The organism is Cupriavidus sp. GW822-FHT03E04 (genome assembly GCF_058801495.1).
In genome coordinates this window covers 285,682-308,485 of record NZ_JBXANI010000010.1, presented here as the reverse complement: position 1 = coordinate 308,485, position 22,804 = coordinate 285,682, and the positions used below count along the sequence as shown (strand labels likewise).

Sequence of the window (22,804 nt, the reverse complement as noted above, 5' to 3'; positions counted from 1 at the left end):
CGCCTTCTTTGCCTACTTTCTTGGCAAGACAAGAAAGTAGGTCGCCGCCCCGCAGGGGTGGTGAAACTGCAGTTGAAGTTCAGCAGTTTCAGTTAAGCAGTTCCAGTCGCCACAACCACCAAACACCGACCACCAAACACCAAGAGTAAGGACCCAACATGCACATAGCCTTCATCGGCCTAGGCAACATGGGCGCCCCCATGGCCCGCAACCTGCTCAAGGCAGGCCACACCCTGACCGTCTTCGACCTCAACCCCACCGCCCTGTCAGCCCTGCAAGCCGACGGCGCAGCCGTAGCCCCCTCCGCCCGCAAGGCCACCGCCGAAGCCGACTTCGTCATCACCATGCTGCCGGCCGCCGCTCACGTCCGCGCCACCTACCTCGGCCCGGAAGGCGTCCTTGCCGGCGTACGGCCCGGCGTACCGCTAGTGGACTCCAGCACCATCGACCCGGCCACCATCCGCGCACTGGCCGTCGAGGCCAAGCAGCAAGGCAACCCGATCGCCGACGCCCCCGTCTCCGGCGGCACCGGCGGCGCGCAGGCCGGTACGCTGACGTTCATGGTCGGCGCCGAACCAACCCTGTTCGAACAACTGAAACCTGTGCTGTCCGGCATGGGCCGCAACATCGTCCATTGCGGCGACACCGGCACCGGACAGGTCGCCAAGATCTGCAACAACCTGATCCTCGGCATTTCCATGATCGGCGTGTCGGAAGCCATGGCGCTCGGCGTCAAGCTGGGCATCGACGCCGGCGTGCTGGCCGGGATCGTCAACACCTCCACCGGCCGCTGCTGGGCCGCCGACACCTGCAACCCCTACCCGGGCGTGATCGAGACCGCGCCGGCCTCGCGCGGCTACAGCGGCGGCTTTGGCGCGGACCTGATGCTCAAGGACCTGGGCCTGGCCACGGATGCCGCTCGCAGCGTGCGGCAACCGCTGTTCCTCGGGGCACTGGCCCAGCAGATCTACCAGGCGGTGAGCCAGGCCGGCGACGGACAGCTCGACTTCTCGGGCGTGATCCGCCAGTACCTGGCCCAAGAGGAGCGGCAAGCATGATCGAGCACGTCATCGACGGACATATCGCCCGCCTCACCCTCAAGCGCCCGCCCGCCAATGCGTTCAACGCCGAGGGGCTGGCACAGTTGCAGCAACTGGTGGCCACGCTGAATGCGGACACGCGCGTGCGCGCCATCGTGATCACCGGCGACGGCAGCCGCTTCTTCAGCGCCGGCGCCGACCTCAATGGCTTTGCCGACGGCGATCGCGCCCATGCGCGGCTGATGGCGCAACGCTTCGGTGCCGCCTTTGAGGCGCTGCAAAACGCACGCCCCCTGGTGATCGCGGCGATCAACGGCTATGCCATGGGCGGCGGGCTGGAATGCGCGCTGGCCTGCGACGTGCGCATTGCCGAGGAACAGGCCCAGATGGCGCTGCCGGAAGCCGGCGTCGGCCTGCTGCCGTGTGGCTGCGGCACGCAAACCCTGCCCTGGCTGGTGGGCGAGGGCTGGGCCAAGCGCATGATCCTGGCCAACGAGCGCATCGATGCCACCACCGCGCTGCGCATCGGGCTGGTGGAAGAGATGGTGCCCACGGGCCAGGCGCTGGACGCGGCGCTGCGGCTGGCCGAGCGCGCCAGCAACGTGAGCCCGCGCGCGGCTGCCTACAGCAAGCAGCTGGTGCACCTGGCGCGCCAGGGCGTGCCGCGCGGCCCGGCGCTGGCGCTGGAGCGCGAGCGCTTTGTCGACCTGTTCGACGACGAGGACCAGCGCGAAGGCGTCAACGCCTTCCTGCAAAAACGTGCGCCGCAATGGCGCAATGCCTAGGAGCCGCGCCATGCGCCTGAACCCGAACGATGCCGCCCAGGAACGCCCCGCAGCCGCGCCGAGCGCCGAAGACGAGGTGTGCTTCGTCGAGATCAACGGCATCGGCCTGATCACGCTCAACCGGCCGCGCCAGCTGAACGCCTTGTCCTACCCGATGATCGGCCTGCTCGACGCACAGCTTGCCGCCTGGGCCGCGCGCGACGACATCGCTGCGGTGGTGCTGCGCGGCGCGGGCCCCAAGGCGTTCTGCGCCGGCGGCGACATCCGCGCGCTGTACGACAGCTTCCACGCGGGTACGGCGCTGCATCGCCAGTTCTTCGTGCACGAGTACCAGCTCGACTATCGCCTGCACTGCTACCCCAAGCCGGTCGTGGCGCTGATGGACGGCATTGTCATGGGCGGCGGCATGGGCCTGGCGCAGGCCGCGCACCTGCGCGTGGTCACCGAGCGCTCGCGCGTGGCCATGCCGGAGACCGGCATCGGCCTGGTGCCCGATGTGGGCGCGAGCCATTTCTTGTCGAAGCTGCCGCCGGCGCTGGCGCTCTATGTCGGGCTGACGGGCGTGACGCTTGGCGCTGCCGATACGCTGCTGTGCAAGCTGGCCGACATCGCCGTGCCTGCCGCAAGCCTGGAGCACTTCGAGCAGACGCTGGCAGCCATCAACCGGACAGGCGACGTGCTGGCGGACCTGCGCGCCGCGCTGCAGGCAACGCCTGCCGCCAGCGCGCCCGCGGCGCCGCTGCAGTCAGTGCTGCCTGCCGTGCTGCGGCATTTCCGGGCAGACGCCAGCGTGGCCGGCCTGCTCGAGAGCCTGGCCGCCGAATCCGACCCGGCCTATGCCGACTGGGCCGCGCGCACACTTGAGATCCTGCGCGGGCGATCGCCGCTGATGATGGCGGTCACGCAGGAATTGCTGCTGCGCGGCCGCGACCTGGATCTTGCCGATTGTTTCCGCATGGAGCTCGGCGTGGTGTCGCACGCATTCACGCAGGGCGATTTCATCGAAGGGGTGCGCGCGCTGATCGTCGACAAGGACAATGCGCCGCGCTGGCGCGTGAAGGATGCGAGCGAAGTCAGCAAGGCCATGGTGCAGTCGTTCTTCGACAGCGCATGGCCGCGTGAGCCCCACCCGCTGGCCATGCTTGGCCGATCAGGGCATGCCTGATGGTTGCACGCCGGCATGGCGCCGGCGTGTGGTCACGTGCATGCGGATACGGAAAAACTACGCACTCAGTCCTTGGGCTTCGGCGCGTGGCCGTGCGGCTGGTGCTCGTCCACCGGCACCTTCACCAGCCCATCCGCGCGGAACATCGCCTTGATGCCGCGCACCGCCTGCCGGATACGCGCCTCGTTCTCGATCAGCGCGAAGCGCACGTATTCGTCACCGTAATCGCCAAAGCCGATGCCGGGTGAGACGCAGACTTTGGCCTTGGCCAGCAGTTGCTTGGAGAACTCCAGCGAGCCCAGCGCGCGATACGGTTCGGGGATGCGCGCCCAGATATACATCGATGCCTTGGGAATCTCCACCGGCCAGCCGGATTCGATCAGCCCGCGCGCCAGCACGTCGCGGCGTGTCTGGTAGTGCGCGGCGATCTCCTTGACGCATTGCTGGTCGCCTTCCAGCGCGGCGATGGCGGCCACCTGCAGCGGGGTGAACGTGCCGTAGTCGTGATAGCTCTTCATGCGCGTGAGCGCGGCCACCAGATCCGGGTTGCCTACCATGAAGCCGATGCGCCAGCCCGCCATGTTGTAGCTCTTGGACAGCGTGAAGAACTCCACGGCAATGTCTTTCGCCCCTTCCACCTGCATGATCGACGGCGCCTTCCAGCCATCGAACACGATGTCGGCATAGGCCAGGTCGTGCACCACGAAGATATCGTGCTTGCGCGCCAGCGCGATCACGCGCTCGAAGAAGTCCAGCTCCACGCATTGCGCGGTGGGATTCGACGGAAAGCCCAGCACGATCATCTTCGGCTTGGGATAGCTGCCGCGAATGGCGCGTTCCATCTCGGCGAAGAAGTCCACGCCCGGCACCAGGGGCACGGAACGGATATCGGCTCCGGCAATCACCGCGCCATAGATATGGATGGGATAACTCGGGTCCGGCACCAGCACGGTGTCGCCGCGATCGAGCGTGGCCAGCATCAGGTGGGCCAGCCCTTCCTTGGAGCCGATGGTGACAATGGCCTCGGTGTCGGGATCGATCTCGACGTCGTAGCGCTCGCGATACCAGTGCGAGATGGCGCGGCGCAGTCGCGGGATGCCCTTGGAGGCCGAGTAACCGTGGGTATCGGGGCGTTGTGCGGCTTCGGTCAGCTTGGCAACGATATGCGGCGGCGTGGCGCCGTCCGGGTTGCCCATGCTCATGTCGATGATGTCTTCGCCACGGCGGCGCGCCGCCATTTTCAACTCGGCGGTGATATTGAAGACGTACGGGGGAAGACGATCGATACGCGCGAAGCGACGCTTGCCTGCGGAGGCTGACATGGATTTTCCTTGAACGTAAGCGCCCGGAACCGTCCGAGCGACGCTGCCAGCCGTTGGTGCGGCTGACCGGAAAGATCTTAGCGGCGAATACCGGCCGCGTCTACGGCTTTTGCAAGCTGGGCGGCGGCACCGCTACGCACCGGGCACGCCGGCCGTGCGGATCAGGGCATCGATCTCGCTTTCGTTCCACACGCGCACGCCGGCCTCGGCCAGCAACGCCGCGGCCACGCCCTGGCCCGGGCGCAGCACGCCGCCAAACGAGCCATCGTAGTGCTCGTGATTGCCGCATGAGGGGCTCAAGGCCTTGAGCAGCGCGTGCCCGCATTGACGCTGCCGGGCGATGGCCAGCGCGTCGCGGGCGCCTGCCACGAACGGCGCGGTCACGTCGGCACCGGTGGCATCGCGCACGATGGCCGCGCCGGCCAGCACCTGCGCGCCGCTGCCGCCGACGATCTCCGCTGGCGGGCGCGGCGTCGGCAAGCCCCCCATGGACTCCGGGCAGACCGGAATCAGTTCGAAATGCCGCGCCAACATGGCCAGCGTGGCGTCGGGCTGGGCCTTGGCCTGGCCGTCATAGCGCACGGGCTGGCCTAGCAGGCAGGCGCTGACGAGAAGGGGCGGCGGGGTGAGAGATGTTTGCGGCATGGCGATGCGCGAGAGAAGGTGTCGGACAGTGTTGAACAGTATTGAACAGTGTTGAAGGGCGGGATGGTCGATGCATCCGGCGCCGGACTTACTGCAACGCGTCCTCGCCGACCTTGCGGACCACCGCATCGTCGGGCCCAAGCAACCGGCCATCCTCGGCACGCACCTCGAGCGGCCGCACGGGCTTGCCAGCCTTGCTGTCCACCAGCACGGAATGCGGCTCGCCAGGGGCATAGAAGAACGCTTCGCCCCACTGCCGCAAGCCCACCACCACCGGGAACAGCGCGCGCCCTTTCGGCGTCAGCACGTATTCCTGGTAGGCGCTGCCGTCGGAGGCCGGCACCTGTTCCAGGATGCCGTGCGCCAGCAACGTGCGCAGCCGGCCGGCAAGGATGTTCTTCGCAAGGCCAAGGCTGCGCTGGAACTCGCCAAAGCGCCGCAAGCCATCGAAGGCATCGCGCACGATCAGCAGCGACCACCAGTCGCCGATCACATCGAGCGAGCGGGCCACGGGACATGCGGCGCCTTCCAGGCTGGTTCGCCGGACCATAGTGCAACTCCGTTTCACTCGCCAGATGCGGCGCGCCGCGGAATGCGGCGCCAAAATGGCGAGGCGGTTGCATTGTAAAACCAGTTGATCCGGCCTTCAAGGCTTGCACTGCCCCCAGCATGCGCCGCTCAGTCGTCGATGTTCTCGTGCACGGCGGCGGCACCGGCCTTCCAGTAGCTGGCCGCGCGGATGCGGCCCTTCTCGATGCCGCGCTCGCCCACCAAGTACTGACGCACGGCGCGAATCGACGCGGCCTCGCCAGCCGCCCAGACATAGCCTTCGCCGCGCGGCAACGTGACCTCGCGCAAGGCTTGTTCCAGCAGCCCGGCGGCGCTATCTGCCGGTGCGCTGTCGCGGTGCTGCCAGTGGATCTCCACGTCGGCGCGGCTGGGCAGCGGGATTTCGGCGGCGGCGTTGTCCACCGCCAGCACCACCAGCGCGCGTACGCCGGACGGCAGTTCCTCGAGGCGGCGGCCGATGGCAGGCAGCGCGGTTTCGTCGCCTACCAGCAAGTGCCAGTCGAAGCCCTCGGGAATCACGAACGACCCACGCGGGCCGCCCACGCCCAGATACTGGCCGGGCGCAGCCTGCGCGGCCCAGGTGGAGGCGGGGCCATCGCCATGCAGCACGAACTCGATATCGAGCTCGCCGGCGGCGGCATCGTAACGGCGCGGCGTGTAGTCGCGCGCGGCGGGCTTCGGCTGGCCTTCGGGAAACACAGGGCCATTGGGGCCAAGCTCCGGCAGCGCGGGCTTGCTTTGCCCCGGCGCGGGGAGGAACACCTTGATGTGGTCGTCGAAAGACGCGGAGACAAAGCCCTTCAGGTCTTCGCCAGCCAGCGTCACGCGCAGCAGTTGCGGCGACACCGCCTGGGTACGCACCACTTGCAGCAAGCGCATCTTGAGTTCATGGCGAACGCGTTGCACGGTGAGATCGCGAGTAGTCATGGATTTCCTGGTTGGCGGGAATGAGGGGAATGAGGAATACGGAATGTGGAGTGTCGGGATGCGGGTCAGCACTAGGCACCCTGGCCGCCCTGGCCGGCGTTGATCTCGGCGGTTGCCCGCGCCAGGATGGCGGCGATGCGGCGCTGCTCGTCCGGCGTGGCATCGGTGCGCAGCAGCAGCGCCCGCTTGAGCGCCACGCGCGCCTCGACGAATTCGGGCAGCCAGCCGCCCGCGGCTTCACGCTCGTCGGCGGCTACGCCCGCCGCACCCGGCTCGGCGGCTTCGCCCGACAGCGCGCGCCGCACCCACTCCATCTTGCGCGCCACGTGCTTGAGCTTGTTGAGCATCAGGGCCAGCCGCTCACGGTTGGCGTCGAGATGGGCCAGGCCCGGCCCCGCCAGCTGATAGCGCTTTTTGTTGCCCTCGGTGTCCACCGTAGCGTAGCCAAGTTCTTCGAGGAAGGTCAGGGCCGGATAGACCATGCCCGGGCTGGGCTTGTAGAAGCCGTTGGTGCGGGCCTCCAGCGCCTTGATCAGCTCATAGCCATGGCTGGGCTTTTCTTCCAGCAAGGACAGCAGCATGAGTTGAAGATCATCCGAGCTGAACTTGCGGCCACGCCGCCAGCTATCGCCGTCGCCGTCGAAGCCATCGCCGCCGCCACCAAAGAAGCCGCCGGGGCCACCGCCGTGGTGGTGGCGGCCAATGGCTTGGCGGCCATGGCGCTCGCCGTGGTGCGAGGAATGGGACGAAAAGTGGGACGAAAAGTGGGAAGACAGATGGGCAAGCATGTGATGGCTAAGCCTGCCCAGAATGGGGTGGTGACGCATCGTCGCAGCTCCTACGTATCGAAAAACATATCTTACGATATATATCGTACGTAAGGATGTCAAGGCGAGATTTGCAGGCGAGACCGGGGGAATCGCAGACGGCCGGCCGCGTCATAGCGACAAATCCAGATCCTGCCTTCCGACTCGATGCGTCGGCGACCGCTGGGTTGTCGGACGCGATCACATCGGCAGGCAGGCAAAAGAATCGCCGCATCACGTTCCACGGGCAGGTGTCAGTGATGCTGGCTTCACTGCTCTCCTCCAGGCTCGTGACCAGAGGCGTTTTGGGCCCTCGATGGGCTGGTCTATTCGCGATACTGATCGAATGCCATGCACGCTAGACGTGGTAACGCCATTTTCCCTAGCCATCGGCCAAGCAGGTAACTCCCTCCATAAGCTCGCCTATCGCAGCGCGTGGCACAAAGTGCCACTGGCCGAATTCGGCATCGAACAACGCGAACTGGTTACATGGGATTCTCAGTTCTTGGTTCAGGGGCCTTTGACGTGCCAATGAAGCCTACTCGCGCCTTGTCTTTCTTAGTTTCCAGCCCGGATTTCTGCCAGCGCCTTCTCCAGCATCTTCAGATCCGGCGGGTTCTTCTGTCCCCCCTTGGAACCTAACCATCTATGCACGGGATTTTTGGGGCCACTGCTGAGTCGGTTGCCTTCCTCCGTTATCTGGCTTGCCATGATCTGCCGTTTAACCACCTGACCTTGCTCGTCGGTGACGCGACATGTAAGCAGACCCTCGGTCTCCATAAACTTGAACAACGCCTCCATACCCGTTCTCACGGTCTCGGCTAGGTCAGGGACGTTGGCGTACGCCGCCACCAACTCATCAATGTCCCAGACCGAATAATCCTTTGCCATCATTCAATACTCTCCATTTTCGACATACCGTTGACGGGCGTGTCGGGTGTTGGCCGGCACCTGCACGACTGCCCGTTGGTCCCGGTGGCCAGGAACGCGGCTTCGACCAGCGTTTCGTCCAGCCGCGCCAGCGGCACGAGCATGTGCGTCGTGGAACCAAAGATCTCCCATTGTTCACTAAGAGCCAATCCGAGAAAGATCTGGGTAGCGTGCGTCCCAATTCAGCCTCAGCAGCACGGATAGCATCTATTGATGTTCCAATTGCGCGCGCTTTAGACATCGCTCCTCACCTACGGAAGTGCACCCGGTTTCGGCAGACTAAGCTCTCCCGTACCAGGAGAACCGGAGCTTGGCATTTTTGCAGACCAGCATCATTCTCGAACCAGGGACGGTGTGCAAGCTCGTATCCAGGCGGCGCCTTGATGTTGGCTTGTTTACCAGAATCCTTGACACCGCCGACAGCTCGGCGGCAGCTCGGCGGCACTGGCCGCGCGGGCACCTCGAGGAAATAGGATTGCTGACCGCCCTTGCCGGTCGATTCGTTTGCCATGTCTGGGCCGCAGTGCGCGGCAATGGTAAAGGTGAGGGGCCCGCGAGCGACAACACGTCAACCAACGCAAACACGGGGTAGCGGGTCAGGCCACCGAAGAATGTTCGCCATTCACATCGGACAAGTCCGAAATCGCACCACTTTTAACAAGAATTTTGCATTGTGTAGCGCAATGTGGGCAGCAGATGCGTGCGCCATGGACCAAGAAGCGGGGCCCGTCCCAGCCCCGACCCGGTTCGCCCTTTTGGGCGGGGCTGTATGTCCAACGCTACTTGCCAGCCTTCACCGTGCTATAGCTCGCCATCAGGTTGCGATAGTCGGGAATGTGATTGGCAAACAGCGTGCCCAACCCTTCGATATCGTTGCGCCAGTCGCGGTGCAGTTCGCAGGCCACGCCGAACCAGCTCAGCATCTGCGCCCCGGCTTGCTCCATGCGGGCCCATGCGGCGTTGCGGGTGATCTCGTTGAAGGTGCCCGATGCATCCGTGACCACAAATACGTCGTAGCCTTCGGCCATCGCCGACAATGCCGGGAAAGCCACGCAGACTTCGGTCACCACGCCCGCGATGATCAACTGCTTGCGCCCGGTGGCCTTGACCGCCTTGGTGAAATCCTCGTTGTCCCAGGCATTGATCTGGCCGGGGCGCGCAATGTAGGGTGCATCGGGAAAGGTCTGCTTGAGCTCCTGCACCAGCGGCCCGTTCGGGCCATCTTCGAAGCTGGTGGTGAGGACGGTGGGCAGGTTGAAATACTTGGCCAGATCCGCCAGCGCGAGCACATTGTTCTTGAACTTGTCCGGCTCGATATCGCGGACCAGCGATAGCAGGCCGGCCTGGTGATCGACCAGGAGGACGGCGGCCTGGCTCTTGTCCAGGCGCTTGTAGGGGGTTGCCATGAGAATCTCCTTTCATTGACTCACGATTTGCGATTGACGTCGAATGGGTTAGCGTCCGACGCTGACTACGCCGCTTCGATCTGCCCGAAGCGGCCGCTGCGAAAATCCTGCAGCGCTTGCTTGATCTCTTCCTCGGTGTTCATCACGAACGGCCCGTAGGTCGCCACCGGCTCGTCGATGGCGTCGCCATGCAGCACCAGCACCAGCGCGTCGCTTGTGGCCGCCAGCGCGAATCCGGCGCCCGCGCGATCGAGCAGCACCATCTGCCCGGCTTGGGCGGCCTCGCTGCCGTTGACCAGCACATTGCCGCGCAGCACCACCAGTGCCACGGTGCGCCCCTCGGGAGCAGGCAGGTCCACGTCCGCGCCGTGGCGCAGTTGTACGTCCCATACGTCCATTGGCGTGAAGGTGTGTGCCGGCCCGCGTGCGCTTTCGCCTGTGCCCCGATACTCGCCCGCAATCACGCGCACCTGGCCGGCGCCGCCGGGCAACTGCACCGACGGGATCTGCGCCGACACGATGGTCTGGTAGCCGGGCGCGGCCATCTTGTCGCTGGCGCGCAAGTTCACCCACAATTGCACCATTTCCAGCGTGCCGCCGGTGCGGGTGAAGGCCTCCGAGTGGAACTCCTCATGCAGGATGCCGGACGCTGCCGTCATCCATTGCACGTCGCCGGGGCCGATGCGCCCGCCCTGCCCCGTGGAATCGCGATGCTCCAACTCGCCCTGGTAGACGATGGTCACCGTCTCGAAGCCGCGGTGCGGATGCTCGCCCACGCCGCGCCGCCGGGCGGCAGGCGAGAACTCAGCCGGGCCCGCATGGTCGAGCATCAGGAAGGGGCTCAGGTGACTGCCAAGGCTTTGCTGCGAGAACAGCGTGCGCACGGGAAAGCCGTCGCCCACCCAATGGGCATGCGGGGCACGGTAGGTGCCGCTGATCTTCTTCATGGGAACTCCTGAACGGTGGCGGGCAGGCTTTGCCCCTGACGAAGACCAGCTTAGGCCTGCGGCAGGAACGCCGGTAGCCTCCATGCGCTATCCTCAGTGTCCTATTGATAGGACGATGACCCGATGCATCCCGACCTCAACGACCTTTTCTACTTTGCCCAGGTGGTGGACCATCAGGGCTTTGCGCCGGCAAGCCGTGCGTTGGGCATCCCTAAGTCCAAGCTGAGCCGCCGCGTGGGCGAACTCGAAGAACGCCTGGGCACGCGCCTTATCCAGCGCTCGACGCGGCATTTCTCCGTGACCGAGATCGGGCAGAGCTACTACACGCACTGCAAGGCCATGCTGGTGGAGGCCGATGCCGCGCAGCAGGCCATCGACCTGACGCACTCGGAGCCCCAGGGCATCGTGCGGGTGACCTGCCCGGTGGCGCTGCTGCACGCGCGGATCGGCGCCATGATCGCTGAATTCATGGCGGCCTACCCAAAGGTCATCGTGCATCTCGAGGCGACCAACCGCCGCGTGGACGTGATTGCCGAGCGCATCGACGTGGCGATCCGGGTGCGGGTGCCGCCTTTGAGCGACAGCGACCTGGTGATGCGCACGCTGGCCACCCGCGCGTGGTGCCTGCTGGCCAGCCCCGCGCTGCTGGCGGGCCGCACCATGCCCGCCGTGCCGGCCGACGTGGCCGAGCTGCCCACGCTGGACTGGGGCCCGCCGCAGCCCACGCATAGCTGGCGGCTGCAGGGGCCGGAGGGCGCCAGCGTGGAAATCCGCCATAGCCCGCGGCTGGTCACCGACGACATGCTGGCCCTGCGCCTGGCCGCACTGGCCGGGGTGGGCGCGGTGGCGCTGCCGAGCATGGTGGTGGAGGACGAGTTGAAACTAGGCCAGCTGGTCATGCTGGTGCCAGAGTGGCGGCCAAAGGGCGGCGTCATTCATGCCGTGTACCCTTCGCGCCGGGGCCTGCTGCCTGCGGTGCGTGCTCTGATCGACTTTCTTGCCCTGCGCTTCGAGGCGCTTGTGGAGGCGTAGGCAAAGCGCTGGCGGGCAAGCCGACACATCGCTAGCCACACCACTGCCCAACCACCTTTTGCAGCACAACCACGGGCCAAAAAAGAAAACACTCAATTGCCCTGCCCGCAGTCATGATCGAACATGGAAAACGCGCGGTTGGATGGTGCAGCCAGCGCCATTGCATGAGGCACCGCCGATCACCCGAGGAACAGGCCATGCGACTGCAACGCCTAGCCGTTGGTCTTTTGCTATGTGCCACTGGGTCCACGCAAGCCCAGGCGCAGAAGCCCATCGTGTACCCCGCCAAAGGCAGACCCCGACCCAGCAAGCCCAGCATCGCCGGCACCAGCATGGGCTCGCTGGTGGGTGCCGCGTACGCCACCGGCATGGCACCGATGGCGCAACTGGTCGGCGGCTTGTCGACCGAGAAGCTGTTCAAGGAGCGTGCGCCCCGGCAGGAGTCTGGCGATTCGCCGCAAGCTCGACGACCATACCAACCTGTTCACCCCGGAAATCGGGGTCAGCGGGAATGGCTTGCTGCTGCCAAAGGGCATCGTGTCGGGGATTTTCGCGGGGATGCCTTTTTCAACCTGAACGCCAGCTACCGCCGCACGTGGATCAATTCGCTCGGCGCCGAGTGGCGCACCGATGCGCAAGTCGGCCAGACCAGCCGGCTTGTCAGCGCGCCTTACGACTTCGGCGCCGACGTCACCACAATCGAGATGACCTCGCGATAGACGAGCTTGGCCAGGCGGCCCGCCTTGAGCTTGCCCAGGTCGATGTTGGGGTCCTGGACTTTCACCGTGCGCAGCGTCTCGCGCGGACCACGGAAGGTCACGGTACGGTGCTTCGCATCGACCTTGGTGATCTCCGCCGTCACCGTGGTTGTGATCTCGCGCGCAAAGCCAGGCTTGTCGCCCTCGCCAGCGCGCGCGGTGCGCTCCACCGACTCCGCCAGCGGCATGTCCTTGCTATCGACCGGCTCCAGCGTGGTGACCACGGCCGCCGCGCGGGTCAGCGTGACCATGTCGCCCTTCTTGATCTGCTTGAAATTCTTGACTTCGTCGCCGCCGATCAGCTCGGCGACATTGCCGCGCGGGCCTTGCACCAGCACCGCCTTCGATTCCGGATCGATCGAAACGATGCGCCCGGAGATCACGGTTTCCTCCGCCACGCCGACGGGGCCCGGCGGCGCGGCGTGGACGAGCGGTGCGAATAGCATGGCCGCGCCAAGGCTCAGCGCGTGCAGGGAACGGGGAATCAACCGACGATTTGGCATGGCTGTCCTGACAAGTGAAAAAGCGTGGATACGAAATAACTTGGAGGCCGCCGGGGCACGCGGCACGCAGCGGTACTTCGGAGTTGAACATAGCGCGCAATGGCGCCACGCGGCATGCCTGTTGAAAGATTTCATATCGGACGGGGTAGAAGGTGAAATCAGCCGAAAGTGCCGCCTGACTCACCCATTCCGGATATCGCGCTCGCCACAAGGCTTAATTCACACGGCGAGAACTGCAGGACGAAACCCGTGCCATTGCGAGGGATGCCTATATCTATGCATTCCCGATGATCGAGAACTACAACACAAAACTGCAGCACCATGGCCAAGCCTGCGGGCCAAGCGAGGCGGCGATGAATGGCACGTGGAAGCTGCCGCCGTTGACACCCGCCACGGACTGACCTACCCCTCTCCAGGCGTCGATGGACGCCTCACCATGCGTGATCGCTCAGGTTCTCCTCAGGTTCTCAATTCAACCAGGATCTGCTCAGCGAGATAATCGCAGGGAGGTCGCGCGGACCGGGAGCTGCGGGCGAGGACGATTTCGAGTTCGGCCAGTGGTGGCAAGCCGTCGCTCTGGGATAGCTGAACAAGATGCCCGGGTACGCTGCATCTCGCCAGGGGGGCCACCGCAAGCCCCGCTTCGACCATGCTGACAAGGCCCAGCAGGCTCGGGCTTTCGTAGGACATGCGGTATTTGATGTTCTCCCGCTGCAGCGCACTGATGGCATTAGCGCGCGCCGTGCTGCCATGGGCGAACACGGCGATGGGCAGCGGGCGCTCGTTCCACACTTTTCTCACGGCCGACCCGACCCAGACCATCGGCTCGAACCGGATGAATTCGCCGGCGATGCCCTTGGCTTTAGTCAGGCAGGCCAGGTCGAGCGTGTTGTCCTTGAGCAATGGCACGAGCGCACTGCTAGGCATGCCGATCACCCGGATTTCCACTCGCGGGTGCGCCACCGCGAACTGTCTGAGGACCGACGGCAGCAACGATGAGGCGTAGTCGTCAGGCACGCCGATGGTGACGCGCCCCTTCATCTCCGGGCGCACGATCGACGCCCACGCCTCCTCCCGCATCGCGAGCATGCGACGGCCATAGTCCAGCAGCGTCTTTCCCTCGGCGGTAATCGTCACGTGCCGCGTGGTCCGCACAAACAGCGGCTTCCCAAGCGACTCCTCAAGCGCCTTGATCTGCATGCTCACCGCCGACGCGGACCGGTGTACGGTCTCTGCCCCCCGCGCAAACGAGCCGGTGTCGGCGACCGCCACCACCATCTCAATGACGTCCAGATCAAGCTTTTTCATATTAATCAGAAAATCTGAATAAAAAAGTCAGTTTAACCCGTTTTACTCGGCCGCTCACCAAGTGGATACTGCGGTCAATGTCCACTGGGGAACCCCGAAAATGCACGGTGCGGAATCGATCTACGGATTTTTAGCGGTTGGGGGCATGCTAGCCGTGACGCCGGGCCCGAACATGGTCTACGTGATGTCACGCTCCATTGCGCAAGGACGCAAGGCCGGGCTCGTGTCCCTCGCTGGCGTCATGCTCGGATACCTTTTCTATATGTTTGGCGCGGCGTTTGGCATCACGGCATTTTTCCTGAGCGTGCCCTACGCCAGCAGCATCCTGGGCACGGTGGGCGCTGCCTATCTGTTCTATCTGGCATGGCAGGCCGTGAAGCCTGGTGGCCGCTCCCCGCTCGAAGTCCGCGACCTGCCGCACGAACGCCCCCGACGGCTGTTCGCGATGGGCGCCACCACCAGCCTGTTGAATCCCAAGCTGGCGATGACCTTCCTGTCAATTCTGCCGCAGTTCATCAACTATCGGAACGGCAACGTCCTCGAGCAATCGCTCGTGCTCGGGTCCTCGTTGATTGTCGCGTTCGCCACCGTCAACGGCGCCGTGGCAATCTGCTCTGGCAGCATGGCAACCCTCCTGTCCCGCCGGCCGGGACTCCTGCTGGCCCAGCGCTGGGCCATGGGCGCGGTTCTGCTTGTGCTGGGCGCGAACATGATGCTCGACGCCCGAAGACTGGCGGGAATTGGCTGACTGTTGCGGTTGCCTGCCATTGCCAGCGCACCTGCCCCCGTAGCAGACCTGCGCGTCAGGTGTGAGCGAGCACATTGATCAGCTTGCCAAATGGGTCGCGAACATAGAAGCGCCGTACGCCCCATGGTTCGTCGACCGGGCCGTACTCGATGGGAATCCCTGCCGACTTTACGCGCTCAAGTGCAGCGACAATGTCGTCCACTTCGATCGAAAGATCCGGCGTCGGCGTGTCTGATCCGCCTTGTGAAGCGAAACTAATCTGCGCTTCCATCCTCTCCGACGACCCGTACGTGGCAATCCAGCCATGATCCATCAGCAGGTCGAGGTCAAATACTCTCCCGTAGAAGTCCTCCGCGTCGCCTACGGCTTGCGTGCTGATATTTGCAACGATGCGTTTGACTTTCATTGCGACCTCGATAGGCGTGTGGAGGGAAATATAGCGGGACACTACCATACGGCTTCGGCCGTCCCCCCCGGCAGCAGGCTGCGCCTATTGGAAAGGATGACATTCTTGAACAACTGCTTCTGGGTGAGGATTCAACCGGTCGATGCAACAGATAGCAGTTTGATGAAACCGATCAGCGGGAAGCGCCACCCCAATGCAGTCAGTCATCTCCCGGCTTCCGTTGTCGCAAGTAGGCAGCCATCGCAGCAAAGCGTCGACGCGTTTCCAACTCGAAGACCTTGGCCACGAATGGATCCAGAATGCGCCCCAACAGCTGTGGGCGTAGCTTGATGTTGAATGTGTAAATCAGCTCCGAGGCGCCATGACCAAGGTCACGGTGTCGCATCGAAGCGCCCCAGAATGCGAACAGGCCGGTAGGGGCAATGATGGTCGCTGCGGCAATTCTGGGAGGATCGTAGCTGACGAATTGCGTCCGCATGCCAAGAAGTTTCTTCCAGCCACGACCGAGATTCGTGGTGATGGCACCTACGTGGGGATGCGTCCCGCCGCCCTCCACATAAGCAACCGACAGCAATGTGTCCCATATCAACCGTTTCTCGTGATTATGGAAGGCCTCAAACGCTGCGGCGGCAGATGCCGGCATTGTAAGCACGATACGACGCTGAGCCATGATCAGGATTCTTCTATCGTTGCGTGGATTCCCCACTCGCGAAAGTGGGGTTCGAAATCCGCGAGCTACCTGAGACGGCCCGTGGATGATCGCAATACACTACAAGCGGCGAGCTTACCAGCAGCCCCCCGCTCTCACAGCCCTTAGTGTGCGGCATTGACCGGTTGAACCCACAGCCAACAGCGGCCGACGCGCTACGATCCGCTACAGTATCAATACAGCCGCATGACACTGGTACAGATGAACCACCGCCCTCAACAGCATCGAGCACAAGACCTCCTCACTTCCTATTTCTGGAGCGGCGACGGCATCCGCAGTCGATGCGTCAGTGACATCGTGTTATGCGGCACGGTCGACGTGCCTGTGCCCCCTGCACGCCTGCTTGCGGACTGGGCCAGGGAGATATCGTCCCGCATGGTCCTGGAACCCGGGGATGTCGAGGCAATGCCTTTGGCACGAGCGCGGGCGCGCTGGCCGGACTACGTGCACTGCGTGCAGGCGGCGTCCGATTGGGCGTGCGCGCTTGGACTGCCCGGGGTGCTTGCCGGCAGCGACGTCGCCCTCATGGCCTGCCGCGGCGCGAGGTACCACCATGATGGTGCGCAGTATGGCGGTGCGGCCTTTTGCAATCTCTTCCTGAGCGAAGACAGGGACCAGGACTTGCATTTTCCCTCGCTGGGTCTTCGAATTCCCCTGTCCCGGGGTACGGCGGTGATATTCGATACTTGCCAGCCCCATGGCGTGATTCAACGCCACAGCGGCAGTTTTAACGCGGCCGACTTTCCGCCCGACCAGGATTGCATCCAGCTATTCCTGACCTGGGAGCTTCCCATCGAAGATACCCATGTTGCGCACGCACTTCAGGTTGCCTTCGACACCGCCCCTTCGACCTCGTTGCCACTGAATGAAGAGCAAGTCTGGCTAAACGGTGCAAGGGCCGCTGTGTGCCCGGATTCTGGCCGGTGGTGCCGGGCCGCCTAATCGTCAGGGTCATGCGGCGGTTTGCCCTGACTGGGCGCACGGGTGCTGCCATCAACCGGACAGTCGCTCCGGATCCAAGGCATACAGCCCGCATGGCCCCTTGGACTCCCCTACTGCCTGCCAGACACAAGCCGCTCATTGCGCTCGGTCAGTGACTGGATCAGCCCATCCACCCCGCTTTGCTGAATCCTGTCGTTGAATTGCTGCCGGTAGGTCTGCACCAGCCAGGCGCCCAGCACGTTCAGGTCATACACGCGCCAGCCTTCCGGCGTCTTGTGCAGACGGTAATCGATCTGCACAGGCTGGCCGCTTTTCATATTGGTGGCGACCGTGCGCACCACCACGTCCGTCTCGGCCGGCTCGATGCGCGACGGTGGATACTCGATCTGCTGGTCCGGGCGGAGTTGCGCGATAGCGCCGGCATAGGTGTGGATCAGCAGCAGCTTGAACTGCTCCACCACTTGTTGCTGCTGCGCCGGCGTCGCGGTGCGCCAGTAACGGCCCATGGCGAGCTGCGTGGTGCGGTTCAGATCGGTGTACGGAAGGATGTCCTTGTTCACGATCGTCGTGATGCGCTGGATATCGCCCGGCGCGACCGCGCGGGTGCGCACCTCACGCAGCAACTGCTGCGTCACGGTCTGGATCAGCGCCTGCGGCTTCGACTGGTCATCGACCTGGGCGCAGGCCGCACTGCCAAAGGCAAGCAAGGCCGAAACAACGGGAATCAGGAATACGTTCCTCATCGGTGGGAGTCCTGTCTGAATGTGCAGCCCGCATGTTAAAACAAAGCGCGTTGCGCTACACCCGCACGTCACCCGCCGCACCGCCAGCACGCTCCAACATCGTCCGTGCCCCCTTCAATATCTCCCTGGCCACATCCTGGTTGGCCACCGTGCGCGCCAGCATCAGCGCCCCGACGCACTGGGACATGACGCCCCAGGCCGCCTCCCCGCTCCCCAGCCTTACCGCCAGCTCCAGTTGCATGGCCACCATGCCATCCTCGCAGGCCTGGCGCGTGTCCGCATCGGCTCGGGCGATCTCCGCGCCCAGGCTGGGCAACGGGCAGCCCGTCTCCGGATGCCGCACATGGCCCATGGTGAGGTAGCAATCCAGCATCCTGGCCAGCCAGGCGCCATCGCCTGCCTCCCCGTCGGGCAGCAACAGCTCCCGGCTGCGCTGCAGCTCGCGCTCGATCACTTCGCGCAGCAATGCCTGCTTGGAATCGAAATGGCTGTAGAACGCCCCGCCGGTCAGGCCGGCGGCGCCCATCAGCTGGTCAACGCCGGTCGACGCAAAGCCCTCGCGCTTGACCAGCGCGCCGCTGGCCTCCAGCACCCGCTCGCGGGTGGCAGCTTTGTGAGTTGCGGAATAACGCATTGCAGTTCCTGAGATTGTCCTGGGGCAGATGCCGCTTGACGCGACCCGCATTCATACCATAACGTTCGTTTACTAAACGATCGTTTATCTTATGCCGGATCCACTTCCGATGGAAGCGGCCAGCGTGGGCACGAACGCAGAAAGCCCGCCCGGCCATGGCCGGCGGATCATTCCAAGACTGGAGACAAGTCATGTCCAACAAGAAAGCCATCCTTGTGGTAGGTGCCGGCGACGCCACTGGCGGCGCGATTGCGCGCCGCTTTGCCCGCGAGGGCTATATCGCCTGCGTGACGCGCCGCAGCGCCGACAAGCTCACGCCGCTGGTCGAGCAGATCCGTGCAGAGGGCGGCGAGGCCTACGGCTTTGCCTGCGATGCCCGCAAGGAGGACGAGACGGTGGCGCTGATCGAGCGCATCGAGCGCGAGATCGCGCCGCTGGAGGTGGCAATCTTCAATATTGGCGCCAATGTACGGTTTTCCGTGCTGGAAACCACATCCCGCGTGTACTTCAAGGTCTGGGAGATGGCCTGCTTCGGCGGCTTCCTGATGGGGCGCGAGGCCGCCCGCGTGATGCTGCCGCGCGGGCACGGCTCGATTTTCTTCACCGGTGCAACCGCCAGCCTGCGCGGGCGCGATGGCATGAGCGCCTTTGCGGGCGCCAAGCATGCCCTGCGCGCGCTAGCCCAGAGCATGGCGCGAGAGCTGGGGCCGAAGAACATCCATGTGGCGCACCTGGTTGTGGACGCCGCCATCGACACCGATTTCATCCGCTCGAACTTCCCCGACCGCTACGCCACCAAGCAGGACGACGGCATCGTCAATCCGGAGCACATCGCCGACACCTACTGGATGCTGCACCAGCAGCCGCGCGACGCGTGGACACACGAGCTAGATATCCGCCCGTGGATCGAGCCGTGGTAAGCGCTGCGGGCCAAAGCCTCAAAACCATGGAAGCCATGAAAGCCATCAGCAAAAAAACACCACAACAAGCGGAGACGACGATATGAGCAAGCAAGTGGAATTCTATTTCGACTTCGGCAGCCCGTATTCCTACCTGGCCTACAAGGAATTGCCGCGCGTGGCACAGCGCACCGGCGCGCAGATCGTATGGCGGCCCATCCTGCTGGGCGGCGTGTTCAAGGCCACCGGCAACCACAGCCCCGCGGAGATCCCCGCCAAGGGCCGCTGGTCGAAGACCGACACCGCGCGCTGGTCGCGCCGGTACGGTGCCAACCTGCAGCAGAATCCGCATTTCCCGGTCAACACGCTGGCGCTGATGCGCGCCGCGATCGGCTTCCAGTTGCAGGACGAAGCCGCGTTCCACCGCTATGTGGAGACAATCTTCGCCGCCATGTGGGAGCAGCAACGTAACCTGAACGACCCCGCCGAGATTGGCGCCGCGCTCACAGCCGCCGGGTTCGACGCGCGCCAGGTGCTGGGGATGATCGATGACCCGGCGGTGAAGGATGCGCTCAAGCAGGCCACCGAGGCCGCGGTAGCACGCGGCGTGTTCGGTGTCCCGAGCTTTTTCGTCGGCGACGAATTGTTCTGGGGCAATGACCGCCTGCTGTTTGTCGAGGAAGCGCTGGCCGCATAGCCGGCGCTATCCCTCGAAAGCGCGCGCCGTCAGAACGCCGGCAAGATCGCTCCCTTGAACTGCGTGGCCAGGAAGTCGCGCACTTCCTGCGACTGGTAGGCCGCCACCAGCGGCTTGACCCACGGCTTGTCCTTGTCCTGCGTGCGCACCGCGATCAGGTTGGCATAGGGGCCGCGCAGGTCTTCGGTGGCAATCGCATCCTTGGCCGGGCTGAGTCCGGCCTTGACCGCGTAGTCGGTATTGATGGAAGCCACGGCCAGGTCATCGAGCGAGCGCGGCAGGATGGCCGAGTCCAGTTCCACGATCTTCAGCTTGCGGGGATTGGACTTGATATCGAGCGGCGTGGCGTTCTTGCCGTTCTTGCCGGCGCCGTCGCGCAGCGTGACCAGGCCTTCTTTCTGCAACAGCAGCAGCGCGCGGTTGCCATTGGAGGGATCGTTCTGGATGCCCACCTTGGCGCCGTCCGGCAGTGCCTTCAGCGACTTGAGCTTCTTCGAGTAAAAGCCCATTGGCGCCACGTACGTCAGGCCGACATTGGCGATCTTGTAGCGCCGCGCCTCGATCTGGCTGTCGAGAAAGGGCTGGTGCTGGAAGCTGTTGGCGTCCAGGTCCCCGGCATCCAGCGCGGCATTCGGCTGCGCATAGTCGTTGAACTCGATGATCTTCACGTCCAGGCCGCTGCGCTTGGCCACGGTGCGCACGACCTCCCAGATCTGCGCGTCGGGACCGCTCATGGTGCCAAGGCGCACCACCTGGTCGGCGGCGTGCGCGGCCGGCAACACGATCATGGCGGCGGCCAGGGCGATGGATTTGAATAGACTACGGCGTTGCATGCAGGCTCCACACTCAGGGTTGCGGCTCTTCGCGCGCCGCGCCGATGCGCGGCGGCGCGCAAGCTGGCCGCTGTGATCAAGGCGCGACCGGCACTTGTGATGCCGGCTCGCTTGGCAGCGATGTTAGCGCCGCGGCCATGGGCAGGGAATGAAGGTGTTCGCCTATCGATATGCGTGGCGTGCGCGGCGCGGGCGCGCTCGGCTGCGGGTAGAATCGCGCTCCAGTTTCCTGCAGATATCCAGCCCGCCATGACGCAAACCCTTCCAGCATCGCCCGCCTGCGAGATTCTCCATGCCTTCACCGCAGCCGCGGGCACAGTACTGGAAATCAAGCGCCTCGGCTTGCCCGCCGATGCGCCGCGTTCGCGCAAATACCAGTGGCTGTGGATAGCCGCGGGCAATGGCCCGCAGCAAGCGCTGCCGTTGCAGTTTGTGTCGATGAGCCAGGGAGATTGCCAGGAGCGCGTGTTTGCCGAAGGCACGCTGCGTTTTGGCGAGCGGGATGCGGCAATGACGCTGCCGACGGGACAGACGCTGCATCTGAGGGCGTGCGCGGCGGATGCGGTCCCGCCCGATGTGGCGGTGCTGGTGGCGCGCTTTTTGGCCGCGGATTGAGCCAACCTCACTCGCCCAGAAACTCCGCCACCACTTCCAGCCCCTCCACATGGTCAGCCACCACCTTGGCGATCACGGCGATGGGAATCGCCAGCAGCACGCCCCAGGTGCCCCATAGCCAGGTGAAGAGCAGCAGCACGACGAACACCGCGACGGCGTTCATCTTGGCCATGCGCCCCGTCATCCAGGTGGTCACCAGCGCGCCGATCAGCGTGGCGACCAGCAGCGAGCCGCCTGCCGCCATGGCCGCCAGCGCGAAGTCGCCCGACTGCATGAAGGCGGCAAGCCCAATGCAAACCGCGATGAGCACCGCACCGAAGTAAGGCACCAGGTGCAACGCCGCGGCGGCCAGCGCCCACGTGCCGGCGTTCTCTACTTGCAGCCATTTCAGCAGGAACCAGGTCAGCACGCCCACCATGGCGTTGGTGACCAGCAGCATCACCATATAGCGCTGGATCTGCCGGTTGATCTCGTCGAGCATGTGCACGCTGATCTTCTTCTGCGAAAGCGTGGTACCCGCCATCTTGATGAACTTGCGTTTGAACATGTCGCCGGACACCAGCATGAAGAAGGCGAGGAACAACACCACCGCGGCCTGCCCGGCGACGGCAAAGACGCCGACCGAACCTGCCAGCAGGATATTGTTGAGCGAATCCCCGGCGCGCTCCACCACGATCGGGGAGCCACGCACGGGCGGCCCTTGCCCGGTGCCGCCCAGCACCGTGGCCGCCCGCCGGATCTTTTGCACCATCGAGTCGTCTCCGCTGAGCAAGGCGCCCACGGAGCGCGACAGCTTGGTGGCCACTTCCGGCAAACGGTCGATCAGGCTAGCAACCTGATCCTGCAACAGGTATGCGCAGCAGACCACGCTGGCCAGCAGCGCCAGCAGCACCAGCGAGGCGCCGAGCACGCGCGGAATGCGCCGGCCGCACAGCACGGTGACCAGCGGATCGAGCATGTAGGCGACGACCACCGCCAGCACCACGGGGATCACGAAAGCGCTAGCCAGGTGCAGCGTGTAGAGCGACGCGAGCACCGCGAGGATGGTCAGTGGCATTTCGCCGCGCCTGGCCGGTACGGGAAGGTTTGCGGCCACCGCAGGCTGGGCCGCCGATGCGCCCGCAGCCGCGGCTTCAGGCGGCGCCGGCGGCTGGCTGGCTGCAGGAGCCCGCTGGCCTTCGCCGGCGCCGTCACTGGCATCCACGGAGACAGACGACTGGCTAGCCACAGCGGGGCCGGCGTTCAGATCAGCCATTGGATTGCGGTTCCTGTCGTGATGGTCGCGTACGTGTCGCGTGAATGCCGGCGAGGCAATTGGCCTGTGCGCGCAGCGCGCGCCATGCTTCATCCAAGCATAGCCTTGCCTGCCGGCGTTTCTGTCGGAGAATGCCGCAAGCCTGTGTAGGACAACCACGGCTTGCCGTGCGGCGCGCG

Annotated in this window: 25 protein-coding genes and 1 pseudogene; 10 read left to right on the top strand and 16 right to left on the bottom strand. The window is 64.7% G+C overall.

What is annotated here, in order from left to right:
- Nucleotides 1-158 precede the first annotated feature (158 nt).
- From mmsB to AC1RQC_RS16925, 3 genes are read left to right on the top strand one after another with little or no spacing between them, the layout of a single operon-like run.
- Complete coding sequence (mmsB, locus tag AC1RQC_RS16935) at nucleotides 159-1,058, top strand: 3-hydroxyisobutyrate dehydrogenase (protein WP_492807252.1); 900 nt, start codon at nucleotides 159-161, stop codon at nucleotides 1,056-1,058.
- Complete coding sequence (locus AC1RQC_RS16930; RefSeq protein WP_492807250.1) at nucleotides 1,055-1,825, top strand: enoyl-CoA hydratase; 771 nt, start codon at nucleotides 1,055-1,057, stop codon at nucleotides 1,823-1,825. Before mmsB ends, AC1RQC_RS16930 begins: the two co-directional genes overlap by 4 nt.
- 10 nt (nucleotides 1,826-1,835) lie before the next feature.
- Nucleotides 1,836-2,990, top strand: coding sequence for an enoyl-CoA hydratase/isomerase family protein (locus AC1RQC_RS16925; RefSeq protein WP_492884043.1), 1,155 nt, complete (start codon nucleotides 1,836-1,838; stop codon nucleotides 2,988-2,990).
- Nucleotides 2,991-3,055: 65 nt separating this feature from the next.
- On the opposite strand, the gene alaC is transcribed toward AC1RQC_RS16925, so the two are convergent.
- The 8 genes from alaC to AC1RQC_RS16885 form a co-directional block, all read right to left on the bottom strand.
- Nucleotides 3,056-4,312: an alanine transaminase gene (gene alaC, locus AC1RQC_RS16920; protein WP_150985560.1), complete on the bottom strand. Its 1,257-nt coding sequence runs from the start codon at nucleotides 4,310-4,312 to the stop codon at nucleotides 3,056-3,058.
- A gap of 132 nt (nucleotides 4,313-4,444) precedes the next feature.
- Nucleotides 4,445-4,957 (bottom strand): 2-thiouracil desulfurase family protein, encoded by a 513-nt coding sequence (locus AC1RQC_RS16915; protein WP_492831483.1) that lies wholly within the window; start codon nucleotides 4,955-4,957, stop codon nucleotides 4,445-4,447.
- Between the two features lie 88 nt (nucleotides 4,958-5,045).
- Nucleotides 5,046-5,507: a winged helix-turn-helix transcriptional regulator gene (locus AC1RQC_RS16910; RefSeq protein ID WP_492371963.1), complete on the bottom strand. Its 462-nt coding sequence runs from the start codon at nucleotides 5,505-5,507 to the stop codon at nucleotides 5,046-5,048.
- A gap of 128 nt (nucleotides 5,508-5,635) precedes the next feature.
- On the bottom strand, nucleotides 5,636-6,454 hold the full coding sequence (locus AC1RQC_RS16905) for a siderophore-interacting protein (protein ID WP_492371964.1): 819 nt from the start codon (nucleotides 6,452-6,454) through the stop codon (nucleotides 5,636-5,638).
- A gap of 71 nt (nucleotides 6,455-6,525) precedes the next feature.
- The gene (locus AC1RQC_RS16900; protein ID WP_492371965.1) at nucleotides 6,526-7,281 is read right to left on the bottom strand and encodes a PadR family transcriptional regulator; all 756 of its coding nucleotides are present in this window, start codon (nucleotides 7,279-7,281) and stop codon (nucleotides 6,526-6,528) included.
- A 537-nt stretch (nucleotides 7,282-7,818) separates the two neighbouring features.
- Entirely contained in the window at nucleotides 7,819-8,154 is a 336-nt protein-coding gene (locus tag AC1RQC_RS16895; protein WP_492371966.1) for a hypothetical protein, read from the bottom strand.
- A gap of 815 nt (nucleotides 8,155-8,969) precedes the next feature.
- A complete protein-coding gene (gene ycaC, locus AC1RQC_RS16890; protein ID WP_492371968.1) occupies nucleotides 8,970-9,596 on the bottom strand; it encodes an isochorismate family cysteine hydrolase YcaC in 627 nt (208 codons plus the stop codon).
- 65 nt (nucleotides 9,597-9,661) lie between these two features.
- Entirely contained in the window at nucleotides 9,662-10,543 is an 882-nt protein-coding gene (locus AC1RQC_RS16885; RefSeq protein ID WP_492371969.1) for a pirin family protein, read from the bottom strand.
- A gap of 123 nt (nucleotides 10,544-10,666) precedes the next feature.
- On the opposite strand from AC1RQC_RS16885, the gene AC1RQC_RS16880 reads away from it, so the two are divergent.
- The gene (locus AC1RQC_RS16880) at nucleotides 10,667-11,575 is read left to right on the top strand and encodes a LysR family transcriptional regulator (RefSeq protein WP_492371970.1); all 909 of its coding nucleotides are present in this window, start codon (nucleotides 10,667-10,669) and stop codon (nucleotides 11,573-11,575) included.
- A 317-nt stretch (nucleotides 11,576-11,892) separates the two neighbouring features.
- A pseudogene (locus AC1RQC_RS16875) lies at nucleotides 11,893-12,124 on the top strand (patatin-like phospholipase family protein); the annotation flags it as partial.
- Nucleotides 12,125-12,245: 121 nt separating this feature from the next.
- Here the strand turns inward: AC1RQC_RS16875 and AC1RQC_RS16870 are convergent.
- Both AC1RQC_RS16870 and AC1RQC_RS16865 read right to left on the bottom strand, forming a co-directional pair.
- The gene (locus AC1RQC_RS16870; RefSeq protein WP_492807486.1) at nucleotides 12,246-12,779 is read right to left on the bottom strand and encodes a hypothetical protein; all 534 of its coding nucleotides are present in this window, start codon (nucleotides 12,777-12,779) and stop codon (nucleotides 12,246-12,248) included.
- Nucleotides 12,780-13,295: 516 nt separating this feature from the next.
- Nucleotides 13,296-14,144 carry a LysR substrate-binding domain-containing protein gene (locus AC1RQC_RS16865; protein ID WP_416052430.1) on the bottom strand — a complete coding sequence of 283 codons (849 nt, stop codon included), beginning with the start codon at nucleotides 14,142-14,144 and terminating at the stop codon, nucleotides 13,296-13,298.
- Between the two features lie 100 nt (nucleotides 14,145-14,244).
- Between AC1RQC_RS16865 and AC1RQC_RS16860 the strand changes: the two genes are divergently transcribed.
- Nucleotides 14,245-14,892, top strand: coding sequence for a LysE family translocator (locus AC1RQC_RS16860; protein ID WP_492884041.1), 648 nt, complete (start codon nucleotides 14,245-14,247; stop codon nucleotides 14,890-14,892).
- A gap of 55 nt (nucleotides 14,893-14,947) precedes the next feature.
- On the opposite strand, the gene AC1RQC_RS16855 is transcribed toward AC1RQC_RS16860, so the two are convergent.
- Together AC1RQC_RS16855 and AC1RQC_RS16850 are read right to left on the bottom strand one after the other, a co-directional pair.
- Entirely contained in the window at nucleotides 14,948-15,298 is a 351-nt protein-coding gene (locus AC1RQC_RS16855) for a VOC family protein (protein WP_492884039.1), read from the bottom strand.
- Nucleotides 15,299-15,497: 199 nt separating this feature from the next.
- A complete protein-coding gene (locus AC1RQC_RS16850) occupies nucleotides 15,498-15,968 on the bottom strand; it encodes an SRPBCC family protein (protein ID WP_492371973.1) in 471 nt (156 codons plus the stop codon).
- Nucleotides 15,969-16,193: 225 nt separating this feature from the next.
- Between AC1RQC_RS16850 and AC1RQC_RS16845 the strand changes: the two genes are divergently transcribed.
- On the top strand, nucleotides 16,194-16,949 hold the full coding sequence (locus AC1RQC_RS16845) for a hypothetical protein (RefSeq protein ID WP_492371974.1): 756 nt from the start codon (nucleotides 16,194-16,196) through the stop codon (nucleotides 16,947-16,949).
- A 110-nt stretch (nucleotides 16,950-17,059) separates the two neighbouring features.
- Here the strand turns inward: AC1RQC_RS16845 and AC1RQC_RS16840 are convergent, their stop codons facing one another.
- Together AC1RQC_RS16840 and AC1RQC_RS16835 are read right to left on the bottom strand one after the other, a co-directional pair.
- On the bottom strand, nucleotides 17,060-17,692 hold the full coding sequence (locus AC1RQC_RS16840) for an MlaC/ttg2D family ABC transporter substrate-binding protein (RefSeq protein ID WP_492807240.1): 633 nt from the start codon (nucleotides 17,690-17,692) through the stop codon (nucleotides 17,060-17,062).
- Nucleotides 17,693-17,747: 55 nt separating this feature from the next.
- Nucleotides 17,748-18,326, bottom strand: coding sequence for a TetR/AcrR family transcriptional regulator (locus tag AC1RQC_RS16835; protein WP_492371976.1), 579 nt, complete (start codon nucleotides 18,324-18,326; stop codon nucleotides 17,748-17,750).
- Between the two features lie 191 nt (nucleotides 18,327-18,517).
- Between AC1RQC_RS16835 and AC1RQC_RS16830 the strand changes: the two genes are divergently transcribed.
- Both AC1RQC_RS16830 and AC1RQC_RS16825 read left to right on the top strand, forming a co-directional pair.
- Nucleotides 18,518-19,246 (top strand): SDR family oxidoreductase, encoded by a 729-nt coding sequence (locus AC1RQC_RS16830; RefSeq protein ID WP_150985585.1) that lies wholly within the window; start codon nucleotides 18,518-18,520, stop codon nucleotides 19,244-19,246.
- A gap of 82 nt (nucleotides 19,247-19,328) precedes the next feature.
- Complete coding sequence (locus AC1RQC_RS16825) at nucleotides 19,329-19,922, top strand: 2-hydroxychromene-2-carboxylate isomerase (RefSeq protein ID WP_150985586.1); 594 nt, start codon at nucleotides 19,329-19,331, stop codon at nucleotides 19,920-19,922.
- A 29-nt stretch (nucleotides 19,923-19,951) separates the two neighbouring features.
- Here AC1RQC_RS16825 and AC1RQC_RS16820 read toward each other — a convergent pair whose 3' ends face one another.
- On the bottom strand, nucleotides 19,952-20,755 hold the full coding sequence (locus AC1RQC_RS16820; RefSeq protein WP_492371978.1) for a MetQ/NlpA family ABC transporter substrate-binding protein: 804 nt from the start codon (nucleotides 20,753-20,755) through the stop codon (nucleotides 19,952-19,954).
- Nucleotides 20,756-21,004: 249 nt separating this feature from the next.
- Here AC1RQC_RS16820 and AC1RQC_RS16815 point away from each other — a divergent pair, with 249 nt between their 5' ends.
- On the top strand, nucleotides 21,005-21,370 hold the full coding sequence (locus AC1RQC_RS16815; protein WP_492884035.1) for a hypothetical protein: 366 nt from the start codon (nucleotides 21,005-21,007) through the stop codon (nucleotides 21,368-21,370).
- Between the two features lie 7 nt (nucleotides 21,371-21,377).
- On the opposite strand, the gene AC1RQC_RS16810 is transcribed toward AC1RQC_RS16815, so the two are convergent.
- The gene (locus AC1RQC_RS16810; protein ID WP_492884033.1) at nucleotides 21,378-22,625 is read right to left on the bottom strand and encodes an AI-2E family transporter; all 1,248 of its coding nucleotides are present in this window, start codon (nucleotides 22,623-22,625) and stop codon (nucleotides 21,378-21,380) included.
- Between the last annotated feature and the right edge of the window lie 179 nt (nucleotides 22,626-22,804).